Here is a 15361-nt window from a genome sequence, read left to right as displayed (position 1 = left end):
CGCCCGTACGCCAGTGGCGAGGCGCTGCAGAAGCCGCTGCCTCGTGCCGAGGCGTGCCTGGCGGGACTCGGGGCCAGGTCTCCGGATCAGGCAGTGCCTTCCCTGTACCTCTGTCAACTGCCGCGATACCGCAGACGCGCCGTTGGCTGGTCTCGTGAAGAGGCGCCGCCCTGTGGGCCGGCTCGATGCCGGCCTGGTGCGCCGCGCCCGGCGTGAGCGGGTTGGTCGGCGCCGTCCCAGGAGGCCAAGTCGCTGTCGGTGCCGGCCTCCACGAAGGTGGTGAAGTAGCTGTCGACTGAGGGGGCCCAGTTGCGCGGCGTGCGGTCCTTCTGACATGGCCCCCAGTGCCGCCGCCCGGCGGAACGCAGCCAGGTCACCTGCCGCAGCCGCGGCACGTCGACGTGGCCGATGCCCCGCTGCGCACCCCGCCCCCTGGATGGCCCGGCAGGCGCGCTGGAGTTCACGTGATCCGTCCGCTGGCCGACGCGCAGAACGTGAGGCAAAACGACCACTGCGGCGGCCCCGTGCGAGTTCCTCCTGGATGCGGGGCAGGGCCGGTGCGGCAGTAGGCCCCATCCGGATCAGGCAGACCAGGACATGGTTCGAGGCGGCATCGTTGGCCTCCCATGCCGTCAGCAACGTCTGCACTACGGGCTCGGCTTCGGCCTCGCCTGCGATGTCCCACAGTCTGCTGCGGCGTGCCCCCGCTGACGGACAGGTCAGTCCCACTGCTCGTCCGCGAGGGAGCTGACGGGCTGCGGCTTGCCGATGACGGCCAGGGCGATGAAGAAGTTGATCTGGCCGATCGCGATGGTCAGGGTGGCCAGCGCCTTCTCGTCGTAGTGCTTCGCCACCTCGGCATACAGCTCGTCGGAGACGCGCTCCTTGCCGTTCGGGGCGGGCTGGAGAGTGGCCTCCACCAAGGCTAGGGCGGCGCGCTCGGCGTCGGTGAAGTACGGGGCGTCCTGCCAGGAGGAGACGGCGGTGATGCGCTCCTCGGACTCCCCAGCCTTGCGCAGGAAGCCAGTGTTCAGGATCGTCAGGTAGGTGTTGCCGACGATCTGCCCGGCGCGCAGGTGGACGAGGTTCATCGTGGTGCGCGGCACCGAGTGGTTGCCCGTGGCCCGGAAGAGGGCGGCGCTGATGTCGTTCAGCTCGGGCACGAACTCGGCCGGGTTGGGCATCCGGGAGATGGAGGAGTTCGTCATGACTGCTCTCCTTCGCTTCGGCCTGGTTGGCGTCTTCACAGCACTGACGGAACGACGCACGCAGATGTGACAGGAATCCGGAAAAGTTCTCCGGGGTGCTCCGGACCTGGTGACAACCCTGTCCTTCCCGGGCCGCGCCTAGATGGGTGAGCCCGATGTTCTCAGCTTGACTCTGTCGGGGATCTTGGAGCGTCGAGGTCAGCTGCCCAGGGTTCGCCAGGACTTCGGCCGGGGTATCTCGCGCTGGTCGAGGTAGTTCTGGAAGGCAGTCGGTCGGCGGGGCGTGCGGGCTTCTTCGGTTGGAGACAGTCCGCTGAGGCGCTCGATGTTGACGGCGATGGCCGTCAGGACGTGCTGGATGTGGGCCTTTCCCTGTCCGCGGTAGCGGCAGCGCCGCATGCCGTGTCCGTGGGCGAACTCGTTGACCGTGCCCTCCACTCCGTAGCGGACCGCGTAGCGGGTTTTCCACTCGAGTGTCTGTTGTTCGGTGCGGACTCGAAGTTGCAGGTCGCGGAGTTCTCGCGGGGGAAAGCCCACGGTGCGGGTGCTTTCGCGGGAGGTGGTGCACTGGGTGCGGGCCGGGCAGGGCTGGCACTGGCTTTTGGTGAACCTGGCCACGATGAGCGGGGCCGCGGTGGGTGAGGAGGTCGGGTAGGGGCCGTGCCAGCCCTGGCTGACCTGGCCCTGGGGGCAGGTGACCTGCTGGCGGTCGTAGTCGATGTGGAAGTCGTCCCGGGCGAAGCCCTCGTCCCGGCGGTGTTGCCGGGTGGGGTTGCTCCGGAGTGGCCCGGAGACGGTGACCTGGTGTTCACGGGTGGCTTGCTCCAGGTGGGGCAGGGAGGTGTAGCCGGCGTCGACCAAGTGCTCGGCCGGCAGCAGTCCGCGGCGTGACAGACGGGTGTGGATGCCGGGCAGGACCTGGCTGTCGTGGGTGGTGGCCGCAGTGGTGGCCACGTCCGTGATCACGTTGGGGCCTTCGGGAGCACAGGTCTCGGTCAGGTGAGCGGAGAACCCCTTCCAGCTGATGATGTGTCCGTGCCGTGCGTAGCGGGCCGAGGTGTCGTAGGGAGAGACGACCGCACGGGACGAGGGCGGCAACCCGGGCCCGCCTTCCTTCTCGGCGGTGCGCCAGCGCAGGTGTCCTGCGGCGTCACGGTGGTAGTTCTGCACCATGATCTGGCGCAGGGCCTGGATACGAGGGCCGGATGCGCAGTCTGCTCCGGGCCGGTAGAGGTGTTCCAGGAGCCGGACGGCGTCGTTTCCGGTGGCAAGGATCCTGGTCTTGGGCTTGGTGGGGTTCTTTCCCAGGCGGACCGGTCGGCCGTAGCGGCGCCCCCAGTCCTCATCGACCAGCTCGTCGAGCAGCTGAGGGGAGGTGTAGGCGACTTCTTCCAGTGCGGCGCGGACCGCCTCGGTGATCAGCTCCAAGCGGGTCAGGTCACGCACCGCGGCCAGGACATGGGTGGAGTCGGTGCGCTGGGTTTTTGCGCTCGTGCACCAGGCCAACCTCCTTGAGGCGGGCCAGCGCGAGGTCGAGGAGGCGGTCAGCACGGTCGCCTTCGACGAGACGATCACGGAAATCGGCCAGCACACTGTGGTGGAACCCGGGGTCATCCAGCTCCATGGCCATCGCGTACTTGAAGTCGATGCGGCAGCGGACCGCCTCCGCGGCCTGCCGGTCCGACAGACCGAGCAGGAACTGCAGCACACAGACGGTACCCAGTTGAGCAGGCGAGAGACCTGGACGCCCGTCACGCGGGTACCAGTCGGCGAAGTCCTCGTCGTGCCACAGCCCGTCGAGGCGGTCTCTCACCCATATCGCCGTCGTACCGCCCGGGTTGCTCGCCCGCGTGACCTGCGCAGTCAGAGGCGGGACCTGCTCACCGGAACGTGGGCGGAGGGACAACGGGCACCTCGACAGCTGCATCGGTCATCGGAACTACCCGAGCATGCCCGTTGACCATGCTGCCGCACCGCGAAACTCCAAGATCCCCGACAGAGTCAAGCTCAGAGCCTGTGTCTGAGCCCCGCATGACAAGTTGAGCGGGGCTTCGACACAGGTCAGGGCCCTATCGCATGGACGGATCCGCCCGCTGACCTACTGCGGTGTCAACGGGTGCAACGCCGACGCCCCTCCCCAGGTTCGGGAACGGCTCGGCGTACGCGCCGACCCCGTGCTCCCCGGCCGTTGCCTTCCGGCTGAGACAACGTTCCGCCGGCTCATGGCTGGCATCGACGGTGATGCCCTGGACCGGGCAGTAGGCCGCTGGCTCGCCGACCGCTGTACTGGAGCGGGCGAGCTGTGCGACAGGCCCACCGCCCCCGGAGCGAAAAACCCCGGGGGCGCGTCGCGCCGTACGTGAGTCAGGCCTTGCGGGTTACGGGGCGGTGCCCCACACGAGCTGGCCGCCGGAGTAGACGCCGATCTTGGGTGCGTCCGTGTACGAACTCGCGGTCCCGTGGCTGTAGTCGTCGGCCTCGTTGAAGTTCGACCAGTCGGCCCGGTGCAGCCGCAACTGGATGTCACCCGTCGAGGCACCCGCGGCGAGCGTGCCGCCGGTGACATTGACCTTCAGGTAGCGACTGGCCCCGGTCGTCGTGCCGTTCGTCGACACCGAGTGGGTGAGGTTCGAGCAGCCGATCTGCGCCCAGTCACACCACGTCGTGTACGAGGAAGCCGAGTCGTCGAACCAGTAGCGGATCTCGACATCCTTCAGACTCTGCGCACTGCTCCCGGTATTGACCAACTGCAGGTTCATCCCGATGGCGTTGTCCGTCAGACTCGTATCGCTCGTCTTGTACTGCACCTTCAGGTTGCCGGTACCAGTCCCACCGCCCGAAGTCGTCGTGCCGGCGACCTGGGCGGACTGGGCCGAGGCGTTCCCGGCGGCGTCCCGCGCCCGCACCTTGTACTGGTAGGTGGTGGAGGCGGTCAGACCGCTGTCGGTGTACGTCGTGCCGCCGGTGGAGCCGACGAGGGTCCCGTTGCGGTACACGTCGTACGACGCGACGCCCACGTTGTCCGTCGAGGCGGTCCAGGACAGCGACACCGACGACGAGGTGACGCCCGTCGTCTTCAGCCCCGCCGGGACGCTCGGCGCCTCGGTGTCGGTACCCGGGTCCCCGCCGCCGTTCAGCGGCGGGTAGGCGTTGGTCAGCAGCATCTGGAACTGTGCGGAGAACCAGCGGCCGGCCAGCGGGGCGTTGGCCATGGCGCCGGTCGGGTTGTTGCCGTTGCGCGCGTTGCCCCCGTAGGTCGGGTCGCACATCCGGTCGAAGCCCTTGCCCTCGTCGTTGTCGATGGGCTCGCTGTTGCCGTCCGACTCGCCCGGGGGCTTGGCCCACACGTACGCGTCGATGCCCGGCTCGGGCGCGGTCTGCGGGCGCTCGCCGACTCCGGCGCCCTGCTGGTTGCACCAGTTGCCGGTGTGGAGGCGGCGGTCGATGCGGCCGCCGTCAACGTAGGCGTCGACGGAGGTCTGCGGGCCGGGTCCGGTGGGTCGTGCGGTGCCGCCCCAGCCGTTGCGGGCGGTGTCGATGAGCATGCCGAGGCCGGAGTTGAAGCCGCCGCGGCTGACCAGACGGTCGCGCAGCGCCTGGGCGTAGGACAGCTCGTCGACGTAGTAGTTCCAGTCGACCCACTTGGACTGGCGCACGGTGGTGCCGTTCACCGAGTCGGTGACCTTGAAGTTCGGCTCGTGCAGCGCCCCGTAGTTGGCGGTGTTGACGATGAAGCCGGCGACATCGTCGACCGTCGCGCCCTCGGTGGTGGCGGCGATCTTGAACTCGTCGACGGCCGGGTCGAAGTTGGTGTCCCAGCCGAGCCAGCCGTGGTGGCCTGCGTCGATGTAGTTGTAGACGTTGGGGATGTCGCCGAGCTTGTTCAGCGCGTAGCCCACGCCGTGCTCGTACGCCCCCAGCTCTTTCACGTGCCGGCAGGCGTCCGTGGCGCCGGCCGCGCTGCCCGCGTTGGTGACCATGTTGGGCAGCGAGTCCGGCTCGATCAGCGCGGAGATCCGCAGTGCGGCGTACTTCGGGTCGGCGAGGATCGCCGCGATCGGATCGATGTACTCCGACTTGTACCGGCTGAGCTCCTCCGCCTTCAGCTCGCCGTTGGAGGAGAGCGCCGAGCAGTCGCGGCCCGGCAGGTCGTAGATGACGACCTGAAAGAGCGTGGCGCCCTGCGTCAGCGCGGTGTCGAGGTGGGCGCGCAGGCCGCGGCCGTTGGAGGTGCCGGTGATCGCGGCGATCCGGTCCATCCAGACGAAGCTGGGCTCATCGGCGATGGCGGAGCCGCCCGGCTCGGCCTTCGCCTTGGCGGACCAGTCGGGGTTGACGTACGGCTTGGCGCCAACGTACGGGTTGTCGACGCGGGCCGCCGCGGCCGCCGAGGCGGGCGCGGCCGGCAGTGCGACGCTGAGCGCGGCGCCCATGGCGAGCGCCGGCAGCAGCGCCGCGAGCCTCCTGAAGCGGCTCCTGCGTCTGAGGTGCGTGGTGGTGTTCATCGCGGCTCTGGTGCTCCTCTCGAATAAGGGTGTGCGGAGGTACGGCCCGGTGGCGGGAGGCAGCGGGAAGGATTCCCGCCACCGGGTGTCTGGGGGTGGATCAGGGCGCGGTGCCCCACACGAGCTGGCCGCCGGAGTAGACGCCGATCTTGGGTGCGTCCGTGTACGAACTCGCGGTCCCGTGGCTGTAGTCGTCGGCCTCGTTGAAGTTCGACCAGTCGGCCCGGTGCAGCCGCAACTGGATGTCACCCGTCGAGGCACCCGCGGCGAGCGTGCCGCCGGTGACATTGACCTTCAGGTAGCGACTGGCCCCGGTCGTCGTGCCGTTCGTCGACACCGAGTGGGTGAGGTTCGAGCAGCCGATCTGCGCCCAGTCACACCACGTCGTGTACGAGGAAGCCGAGTCGTCGAACCAGTAGCGGATCTCGACATCCTTCAGACTCTGCGCACTGCTCCCGGTATTGACCAACTGCAGGTTCATCCCGATGGCGTTGTCCGTCAGACTCGTATCGCTCGTCTTGTACTGCACCTTCAGGTTGCCGGTACCAGTCCCACCCGCCGACGCGGTGGTGACGCTCACCGGACCGGCGGGCGGCGAGACGTTCCCGGCCGCGTCCAGGGCGCGCACGGTGTAGCTGTACGCGGTGGACGCCGTCAGCCCCGTGTCGGTGTACGCCGTGCCGCCGGTGGAGCCGACGCGCGTGCTGCCGCGGTAGATGCCGTACGCCGTGACGCCGACGTCGTCCGTGGCGGGATCCCAGGCCAGCGAGGCGGACGACGAACTCGATCCGGTGGACCGCAGGTTGCGGGGCGCGGTCGGCGGCGTGGTGTCCCCGCCCCCGCTTGAGCCCTTGCTGGCGTCGAACGAGAAGGAGTTCACGCCAAGGCCCTGGCCGCCCTGCCAGATCTCGAAGCCGGCCTCGGCGTCGATCAGGTAGTGCGCGGGGTTGATCTGGCCGCGCGCTGTGGCGTCATCGGTGAGGCGCTTCACGTCAAGTTCGGTCACCGCGGTGGCACCGCCCTGGAGCACGTACGAGATGACCTTCCACCCGGAGGCGCCGGGTCCGGTCCACACGTCCCAGGTCCGGCCGTCCAAGGTGACCGTGGCCGTGCGGGAACCGATGGGCTGGACGCCGCCGCGGTGGTTGATCCAGATCATCAACTCGGTGCCGTCCGGCTGGTCGTCGGTCGTCGGCGTGGAGTTGAACCACAGGTCGTACGCGGCGTCCCAGACACCGGAGGCCACCTGCGTGGTGTCGAACGTCGAGCGGGCGCTGCCCAGTTCGCTCACCTTGATCGGCAGGCCGCTGTTCGTGGTGCACGCGCCCCAGTGGCAGCCCTTGTAACTGGACGGATAGGTGGCGGGTGGTCCCGCCGTGGTGAGCGAGAAGTTCGCCTCGGTGACCTTCCAGGCGCCGGTCGCGGTGTCCACGTCGACGCACTGGCGGGCCGAGGAGTTCCACTCGTTCTGCTGGTACGTGTACGCGCCGCCCTGCATTTCGGTGGTGCCCCACTGCGTGCAGTCGGTGACCGACGCGGCCGCCGCCGTGCCCGCGCCGGTGAACAGCGCGAGCCCGGCGAGCAGGATGCTCGCGGCGAGGACGGCGAGGGCGCCGCGCACGTGGTGTCCCGTCACGGCGCCGTCCCCCACACGAGCTCGCCGCCGACATACGCCGTGATCTTCGAGGCGTCCGCGAAGGACGTGTTCGTACCGCGGCTGTAGTCGTCGGCCTCGCTGAAGTTCGACCAGTCGCCCTTGTGCACGCGCAGCTGTATCTCGCCGGAGTCGCCGCCCGCGGCGACGCTCCCCGCGCCGGCGCTGAAGCCGACCTCCAGGTAGTGGTCCGCGCCGGTCTTCGGACTGCTCAGGGCGACCACCCGGTGGGTGATGTTGGCGGCCCCGAGCATCGCCCAGTCGCACCAGGTGCTGTACGTGGACGCGGCGCCGTCGCCGGTGAAGTAGTAGCGGACGGTCACCGTGGAGAGGCTGAGCGCGCCGCCGCCGGTGTTGCCGACCTTCAGGGACATCCGGATGGCGTTGTCGGTGGCGTTGGAGTCGGTGCTCTTGTACTGGACCTTGGCCCCGCCCGTGCCGCCGCCCGCCTTGGTGGTGCCGGTGACCTCGGCGGACAGCGCGGAGGCGTTGCCCGCCGCGTCGCGCGCGGCGACCCGGTAGTGGTAAGCGGTGGACGCGGAGAGCCCGGAGTCGGTGTAGGTCGTGGCGGTCGGGGTGCCGACCGGGGTGCCGTCGCGGTAGACGTCGTACGCCGCGACGCCCGTGTCGTCGGTGGACGCCGTCCAGCTCAGCGACACGCTGGTGCCGGTCGTCGCCGTCACCGTCAGGCCGGTCGGGACGGTCGGCGCGGTGGTGTCCCCGCCGCCGGGGCCGCCCTCGTCCCCGAGGAGTTCGGCGTACGAGGCGAAGGAGAGCGCCAGCGCCGCCTGCGCCCAGAAGCGGTGGTACGTGAAGACCGGCGGGGCGCCGCCGTCGAGGTACGTCTGCACCTTCGACCAGCCCGGCTCCTGCTTGAGCCACGGCCGCATCCCGATGAAGGTCGTACCGGTGCCCAGCTTCACGCCCTGCGGGGAGGTGCCGGACCAGCCCGCCGGGAAGTACACCGGGTCGTCGAAGCGGTCGTAGTCGCCGCGGGTCTCGGGGACGGCGATGCCCTTGGTGTCCGCGTGCCCGGCCATGGCGTCGAGCAGGGACTTGGCGAGTCCGGCGGCGTCGGCGTCCCCGGACTTCGCGGCGTAGTAGATCAGCGTCATGGCCAGCGCCGCGCCCACGCCGACGTCGTCGCTGTAGTCGACGACGGACACGTGCAGGCCGGTGTTGGCGCCGGGGCTCGTGGCGTTCCAGGTGTCGGGGGCGCCGGTCCAGCCCAGGGTGGAGGGGAAGCGGTAACTGCCGTCGGAACCGACGGTGGTCTGCTCGGAGGCCCAGGCCACCCACTTGTCGAGGACGGCCTTGGCGGTCGCGTTGTTGGTGACGTAGTAGTACTGGGCGACGCGCTCCATGCACCAGACCTGGAAGCCGAACCAGTTGTTGCTCGGCGGGTCGTGGTAGACGGGCTGCCAGTCGTACGCCATGCCGTAGAAGGTCGGTGTGCCGGCTGGCGGGGTGCCGTACTGGCCGTCCCAGCTGTTGGAGCAGCCGCCGGCGAGCGCGCCCTCGGCGGACTGCAGCCAGCGCAGGAACTCCAGCTGCCGGGTGAGCGACTTCTGCCAGTCGCCCTTCGCGGTCGGCGACTTGGGGGTGAGGGCGGGGATGGTGGACAGCGCCCAGGCGGCGAGGGGGTTCTGGTAGCCCTGGTGGGCGATGCCGTCGCCGATGCGCCAGGCCCAGCCGCCGCCGGTGCCGGCGGAGCCGCCCCAGGCGTAGTACCAGGACAGCAGGTAGTGCTGGGCATCGCGGCCGGAGGCGGGCTGGCAGCCGGTCGGGCTGGTGCAGTTGCCGATTTTCTTGAAGTACTTGTCGAACATCGCGTAGCGCAGGTAGTCGCCCATCTTCGCGGCCCTGGCCACGGAGGCGGAGACCTGGCTCGCCTTGCCCTGCGCCGTCGCCCACGTCAGCGCCCAGTACGCGGCCTGCACAGCGCGCGCGTCGGCGTCGGGGGCGTTGGTGTACTTCCACTGCTTCGCGTACGAGGCGTCCTTGACGAAGAGGTCGAGGTAGCCGTTGGGACCGCCGTACTTGAAGAGGTCGGTGCTGGGCTGCGGGACGGTCTCCCAGACGGACTCCTGCGCGCCGCGCTGGTAGCTGTTGACGAACGACGCCATCTTGCCCGGGCCGAGCTCGTCGCCGGTGCCGGGCTTGTTGCCGAAGCCGTAGACGTTGTCGAGGTCCATCAGCCAGTGCATGCCGTAGACGTCCATCGTCCCGTACGCGGAGGCGAGTTCGGTGGCGATGGGGTCGGAGCCGACGGAGACGGACGAGTCCATCTGGGACGGGTAGCTGGTGACCTGCGGGTGCTCGGGCGCGTAGGTGGCGGGCTTGGAGGGGGTGTACGAGTCGTTGGTGGGCTGGTCGATGTGCGGCGGGATGATCGAGGCCTCGGCGACCTCCCAGGACTTGTTGAACGGGGCCCAGTCGCCGGTGACCCGGCCGTACGCCGCCTCCAGCCAGATCCAGAAGCTGAACGCCTCGGAGGTGGTCTGGTGGCCGTGGTCGGGGGCCTCGACAATCAGGGTCTCGGCGCAGTGGTAGGGGATGCCGTCCGGGCTGAAGTAGCCGCTGGCCGGGTTCTTGATCTTGTTGTACTGGGTGAGGAAGGCCTCCGTGTAGGGGCCGTTGGCGGCGGCCGCCTGTGCGGCGGAACCGGCCGGGGCCTCGACGGCCCGGGCAAGCGCCTGCCCGGCACCGAGGGCGACGAGCGCGCCGCCGGCCACGCCGACGAAGGACCGCCGGGAGAGTGACGCGGACCTTTCGGGCCATTCGGGGTGTGCGGACACAGGTCCTCCAAGAGAGGGTCCGGGTGCGAGTGGTGGAGGTGGTGGAGGTGCCGCCGTGCCGGGGCTGCTCCCCATCCCGGCACGGCGGCACGCTGGAACGGTCCGGGCGGGCGGGGCCTGCCGCCCGGACCGTGCTTCAGGGGGCGGTGCCGTAGACCGTCTGGCCGTCGAGGTGGACGGTGATCTTCGGTGCGTCCGCGAAGGACGTGTTCGTGCCGCGGCTGTAGTCGTCGGCCTCGCTGAAGTTCGACCAGTCGCTCTTGTTGAACCGCAGTTGCGCCTCGCCGCTCGAGGCCCCGGGGGCGAGGCTGCCCGCCGTGGCGGAGAAGCCCACCTCCAGGTAGTGGTCGGCGCCGGCCGTCGGGCTGCTCATCGCGACGACCCGGTGCGTGAGCGTCTCGCAGCCGAGCACCGCCCAGTCGCACCAGGTGCTGTACGTCGTGACGCCGGACTCGCCGCTGAAGTAGTAGCGGACGCTCACCTTGGAGAGATCGACGGCCGAGTCGCCGGTGTTGACCAACTGCAGCCCGGGTTTGATCGAGTTGTCGCCGGCGGACTGGTCGTTGTTCTTGTACTGGACCTTCAGGGCGCCGCCGCCCGTGCCCGCCGGCTGCGTCGTGGCGCTCACCGGAGCGGACTGCGCCGAGACGTTCCCGGCGGCGTCGCGGGCATGCACCGTGTAGGCGTACGCGGTGGAGGCGGCGAGCCCGCTGTCGGTGAAGGACGTACCGGAGGCCGTCCCCACCTTCGTACCGCCGCGGTAGACGTCGTACCCGGTGACGCCGGTGTCGTCGGTGGCGGCGTTCCACGCCAGGGAGACGGAGGCCGAGGTGGTGCCGGTCACCCGCAGCCCCGACGGCACGCTCGGGGCCTGGGTGTCGACCGCGCCGGTCTCGCCGAGGGCCTTGCGGATCGCGTCCATGACGACGGGCTTGGGCTGCAGGTTCCCGTCCCACGGGAGGGCCGAGCCCTCGCCGTTGAAGACGCCGGGGATCCAGGAGTACTTGTCGGTGTAGTCCCAGACCGTGATCCCGACGCACCGGGTGACGGCCAGGCAGGCCTCGGTGACCCGGCGGTAGTAGTCGGCCTGGGTGGCCTCCTTCGCCGTGTCCTTCGGCAGTTGCATCCGCACGTCGAGCTCGGTGACGGCCACGTCGAGGCCGAGGTCGGCGAAGCGCTGGATGTTCTGCTGCATCTGGTTCGGGAATCCGTACTGGATCGCCAGATGCGCCTGCAGCCCGACGCCGTCGAGCGGCACGCCGGCGGCCTTCAGATCGCGGGCGAGTGCGTAGAGGGAGTCGCTCTTCGCGCCGAGCCCCTCGACGTTGTAGTCATTGATGTACAGCTTGGCGTCGGGGTCGGCGGCCCGGGCGGCGCGCAGGGCGTGGGCGACGAAGTCCTTGCCCATGGCGTTGTAGAACGGCGAGTTGCGAAAGCTGCCGTCCTCGTTGAAGGGCTCGTTGACGACGTCCCAGGCGAACACCTTGCCGCGGTAGTGGCCGGCGACATTGGCGATGTGGTTCTCCATGGCGGGGCGCACCTGCGCGGCGGGCAGCTGCCCCACCCAGCCGGGCAACTGGCTGTGCCACACCAGCGTGTGGCCGCGAACGCTCTGGCCGTGCGCCTCGGCGAAGTTCACGATCTGGTCGCCGCCCGTGAAGCTGAACTGCCCCTGGGTGCGCTCGGTGCTGTCCCACTTCATGGAGTTGCCGGGGGTGATCGGCCCGAACTGGGAACCCAAGGTCTGGGTGTACGGGGCGTCGGACAGCTCCCCGTTGTCGGTCGCCGAGCCGAAGTACCTGCCCTTGGCGTCGGCGAGCTGATGCAGCGTCGGCGGCTCGGCCGCGGCCGCCGGCGACGGCGTGAGCCCGATCGCGGCCGCCGCGAGGGCGAGAGTGGCGATCAGGGCGGCGATGCTCCGAGACGCCCATCTTCGGGCGGGGGGTATGGGCTCCAGCGTCATGCTGGTTCCTCTCTCCGAATGCGGGAGGGGGACGCTCAAGCGTCACCGAAGCCCTGCGACCGGGGTCCCACCGGTCGCGGCGCACCGTCTCCTCCCCCGCGGCTCTGACGGGAGATGTTGCAAGCCTTGAAGTCGTGGGAGCGCTCCCAAGTTGCTGTAGTGGAGGTGCACCTGTCAAGAGGCGAGTCGAAACTTGCGGGTGGTCTGGCGAAATTGTCGACGGCCCGGACCTTGCGGATGTCAGCACTCCGCCAACATGTGAAGCCCCGGACTATGCCTTCCCGTCATGTACTGAAACCGACATGAGGGAACTCGCGGACTACGACTCGCTGCTGTCGACGTGTTCCTTCAGCCAGCGCTCGGTCGTGCTGATGAGCAGCAGTGCGGCGGCTTGGCTGAGGGACGCGTCGCGCGTGGCCAACGCCGCGTAGATGGCCTCGTGTTCGGCGAGGGTGCGCTCCGAGGCCTGCGCGTCGACGAGGCCGCGCCAGACGCGTGCGCGCAGGGTGCGACCCGAGACGCCTTCCAGGAGTGTGAGCAGTGCGTCGTTCCCGGCAGCCGAGATCACGGCGCGATGGAAGGCCGCGTCGTGGGAGTTGAGCTCCTCCGCGTCGTCGCGTGTCTCGCGCATGGCGTCCAAGTGCCGCCGCACATCGGCCAGTTGTGCGTCGGAGATCCGGGTGGCGGCGAGTGCGGTGGCCGCCGGTTCGAGGAGACGGCGGACCTCCATCAGGTCGAGCAGCGCCGCCGGGTCGCTCTGCAGGAGTTCCACCGCTCCGCCCAGGCCCTCGAACAGCAGGCTCGGTCGGCGAGTTCGGGCTCGGGCGGCGGTTTCGACCCCGGTGGCAGCGCACCGGTGCGGATCAGTTCGCGGATCTGCTCGATGGCCTTGTCGGTCAGCGACACCCTGCGCTCCTCCAGCCCCCGGAGGCCGTCGGGGACACTTGGGCGTGCCCGGGGTGACGTTGATGATTTTGGGGTGGCTGCGGGGAGAGGAGATCGCTGCGGCCTGGCCCGGGGCGGAATTGCGGGCCGCGGGCCAGGCCGACCGTGGATTGATCAGGTGCAGGTCTTCCCGTTGAGAGTGAAGGCCGTGGGCGTGGGATTGGTCCCGCTGTAGGTCCCCTGGACTCCGAAGCTCGCTGTCGCGCCGGGCGCGATCGTCCGGTTCCAGTCGGTGCCGCGGGCGACGACTGCGGTGCCGTTCTGGGTGACGGTCGCGTTCCAGGCGCTCGTGACGCGCTGCCCGGCCGCGTAGGCCCAGCTCAGCTGCCACCCGTCCACGGCGGTCGGGCCCGTGTTCTTGGCGGTGACCGTCGCGGTGAAGCCCGTGCTCCACACACTGTCGGTCTTGTACGTCACCGCGCAGGCACCGGTGGGCTGTTCGCCGGTGGAGGTCCGCTCGGCGGCGTAGGCGGCGAGCCAGGCCAGCGGGGCGTTCCAGTTGACCGCCACCTCGTTGGTGGAGTATGAGCCGATGTCGTCGATATAGCAGGCGGCGGGCGCGCAGCCGGCCAACTTCTCCTCCGCCACCGGGTCCTGGAGGCCGCTGTTGGGCCCGCCCGCCAGCGATCCCGCCGGAGGATGGGGCAGCGAGGCGTCCAACTGGTGGGCCCAGAAGCGATGATGCTGGTTCTGCGAGGACGTCTCGCCATAGCCGGTCACGTAGGACTGGCCGAGGGAGTTGCGGCCGAGGAGGTAGTCCATCGTCTCCAGCGCGCCGGTGCGGTAACGCTCGTTACCGGTCAGTTCTCCAGCGACGGCCAGGACGATCGCGTCGCCCGCGACCTCTCCGTTGGAGCCCCAGAAGTAGCCGTCCGCCGGTACGGGCACCGCGTAGCCCTGGGCGGCCATCCGGGACAGGTAACCGTCGGCGGCTGCCGTGACCGAGGTCCGGACCCGGTCCCGGTCGGCGGCGGGCAGGCCGTTGGGGACGGTGGCCAGGGTGAGCCGGCCGAGTGCGGCCGTGTCCGCCCAGCCGAATCCGTAGGCGGAGAAGGCAGTTGAGGAGGTGTGCCAGGAGGAGTCGGTGACCGCGTCCCGGTAGCCGCTCTCGCCGGTCGTGGCGTACAGCTCGGCCGCCGCCCAGTAGAACTCGTCGCTGACCGTGGTGTCGCCGTAGGCACCGCCGCCGGTGCTGTCCGAATCCGGCGCGTACAGCGCCGGGTTGGCGCGGGCCGCCGTCCAGGCCCGGCGCGCGGCCGACAGGCAGCGGTCGGCGAAGGCGGTGTCGTAGGCCCTGTAGACCCGGGCGCACTGCGCTGCGGCCGCCGCGAGGTTGAGGGTCGCCGCCGTCGACGGACGGTGCAGCTCGCGGGGCTGGGGGTCCTGGTCGGGGCGCAGCGGCATGCCGGTCCAAGCCGCGTCATGGATCTTGTGGAACGCCATGCCCGCGTACGGCTTGCCCTCGGGCACCTGCATCCGCATCAGGAAGTCGAGTTCCCAGCGCGCCTCGTCCAGCACGTCGGGTACGCCGTTGCCGCGCTCGGGGACTTGGAGCGAGGAGTCGCCCAGCGCCGCGTCCTTGCCCGCCCGCTTGGCCCGCTCGAAGGAGTTGACCATCAGCCAGGTCGAAATGCCGCCGTTCACCACGTACTTGCCGTGGTCACCCGCGTCGTACCAGCCGCCCCTGACGTCTTGGGTGTAGTCGCACACGGTGGCCTGGCACGGGACGGAGGTGTCGCCCTTGTTGGGCGCGACACCGAGGTGTCCGGCCGGGCGCGCGTAGGCGGAGCCCACAAGAGAGGCGTCGATGGGTATGCCGCTGCGCTGGTGGTAGAAGAACGCCATCGCGTCGGAGCGCAGAGAGTCGTACAGGTTCGCGCGGAGGTCGAAGGGCACGCTGCTGCTGCCGTCCACCGTCAGGACGTAGCCCGACCCGGACCCCTGGAACGAGGAGAAGTCGGCCACTTGGACGGACTGTCCGGAGGGGGCGTCCGCCCCGCGCGGGACGGTCGCACCGGAGGCGACCGCCGTCCCTGACGCGTCGCGCAACTGCCAGGTGAGCGGCTGCGTCGCCGTGGTGACCACGGTGGCGCGCTTGGGGCCGTCCGGCAGATAGCCGACCTGGTTGACGCGTACGGCCGTGGTCGCCGCCGCATCGGAGACGACGGCCGCCGCGGCGGGCGTGGTGAGGAGGCCGCCGACGAGGGAACTCGTCAGCAGGGTGGCGGCGAGGCGTCTGGGGCGGGGTACCGAAGGAACGGAGGGCATGAGCGGCTCCTATGTCGAGG

The 15361-nt window shown here is 69.9% G+C and carries 8 protein-coding genes and 1 pseudogene; all 9 read right to left on the bottom strand.

Features of this window, described 5'->3' with window-relative positions:
• Positions 1 to 719: 719 nt before the first annotated feature.
• The 9 genes and pseudogenes from OG788_RS37670 to OG788_RS37630 all read right to left on the bottom strand — a co-directional run bounded on the left by OG788_RS37670 (position 720) and on the right by OG788_RS37630 (position 15341).
• Positions 720 to 1208: a carboxymuconolactone decarboxylase family protein gene (locus tag OG788_RS37670; protein WP_406375463.1), complete on the bottom strand. Its 489-nt coding sequence runs from the start codon at positions 1206 to 1208 to the stop codon at positions 720 to 722.
• A 198-nt stretch (positions 1209 to 1406) separates the two neighbouring features.
• Positions 1407 to 2654, bottom strand: coding sequence for a transposase (locus OG788_RS37665; protein WP_406375462.1), 1248 nt, complete (start codon positions 2652 to 2654; stop codon positions 1407 to 1409).
• A complete protein-coding gene (locus tag OG788_RS37660) occupies positions 2647 to 2916 on the bottom strand; it encodes a transposase (protein ID WP_406375460.1) in 270 nt (89 codons plus the stop codon). The genes OG788_RS37665 and OG788_RS37660 overlap by 8 nt, the downstream gene beginning before the upstream one ends.
• 670 nt (positions 2917 to 3586) lie before the next feature.
• On the bottom strand, positions 3587 to 5713 hold the full coding sequence (locus OG788_RS37655) for a glycoside hydrolase family 6 protein (RefSeq protein WP_406375459.1): 2127 nt from the start codon (positions 5711 to 5713) through the stop codon (positions 3587 to 3589).
• A 100-nt stretch (positions 5714 to 5813) separates the two neighbouring features.
• The gene (locus OG788_RS37650) at positions 5814 to 7349 is read right to left on the bottom strand and encodes a GH12 family glycosyl hydrolase domain-containing protein (protein WP_406375458.1); all 1536 of its coding nucleotides are present in this window, start codon (positions 7347 to 7349) and stop codon (positions 5814 to 5816) included.
• Positions 7346 to 10165, bottom strand: a complete 2820-nt coding sequence (locus OG788_RS37645; protein ID WP_406375457.1) for a glycoside hydrolase family 48 protein — start codon at positions 10163 to 10165, stop codon at positions 7346 to 7348. The genes OG788_RS37650 and OG788_RS37645 overlap by 4 nt, the downstream gene beginning before the upstream one ends.
• Before the next feature lie 136 nt (positions 10166 to 10301).
• Positions 10302 to 12128 (bottom strand): endo-1,4-beta-xylanase, encoded by a 1827-nt coding sequence (locus OG788_RS37640; protein WP_406375456.1) that lies wholly within the window; start codon positions 12126 to 12128, stop codon positions 10302 to 10304.
• 319 nt (positions 12129 to 12447) lie between these two features.
• Positions 12448 to 13034, bottom strand: a pseudogene (locus OG788_RS37635) (FadR/GntR family transcriptional regulator).
• A 153-nt stretch (positions 13035 to 13187) separates the two neighbouring features.
• Positions 13188 to 15341, bottom strand: a complete 2154-nt coding sequence (locus tag OG788_RS37630; RefSeq protein WP_406375455.1) for a glycoside hydrolase family 9 protein — start codon at positions 15339 to 15341, stop codon at positions 13188 to 13190.
• Positions 15342 to 15361 lie beyond the last annotated feature (20 nt).

This window comes from Streptomyces sp. NBC_00647 (genome assembly GCF_045207245.1).
Taxonomy (GTDB): Bacteria; Actinomycetota; Actinomycetes; order Streptomycetales; family Streptomycetaceae; genus Streptomyces.
This window is presented reverse-complemented; position numbering and strand designations above follow the sequence as displayed.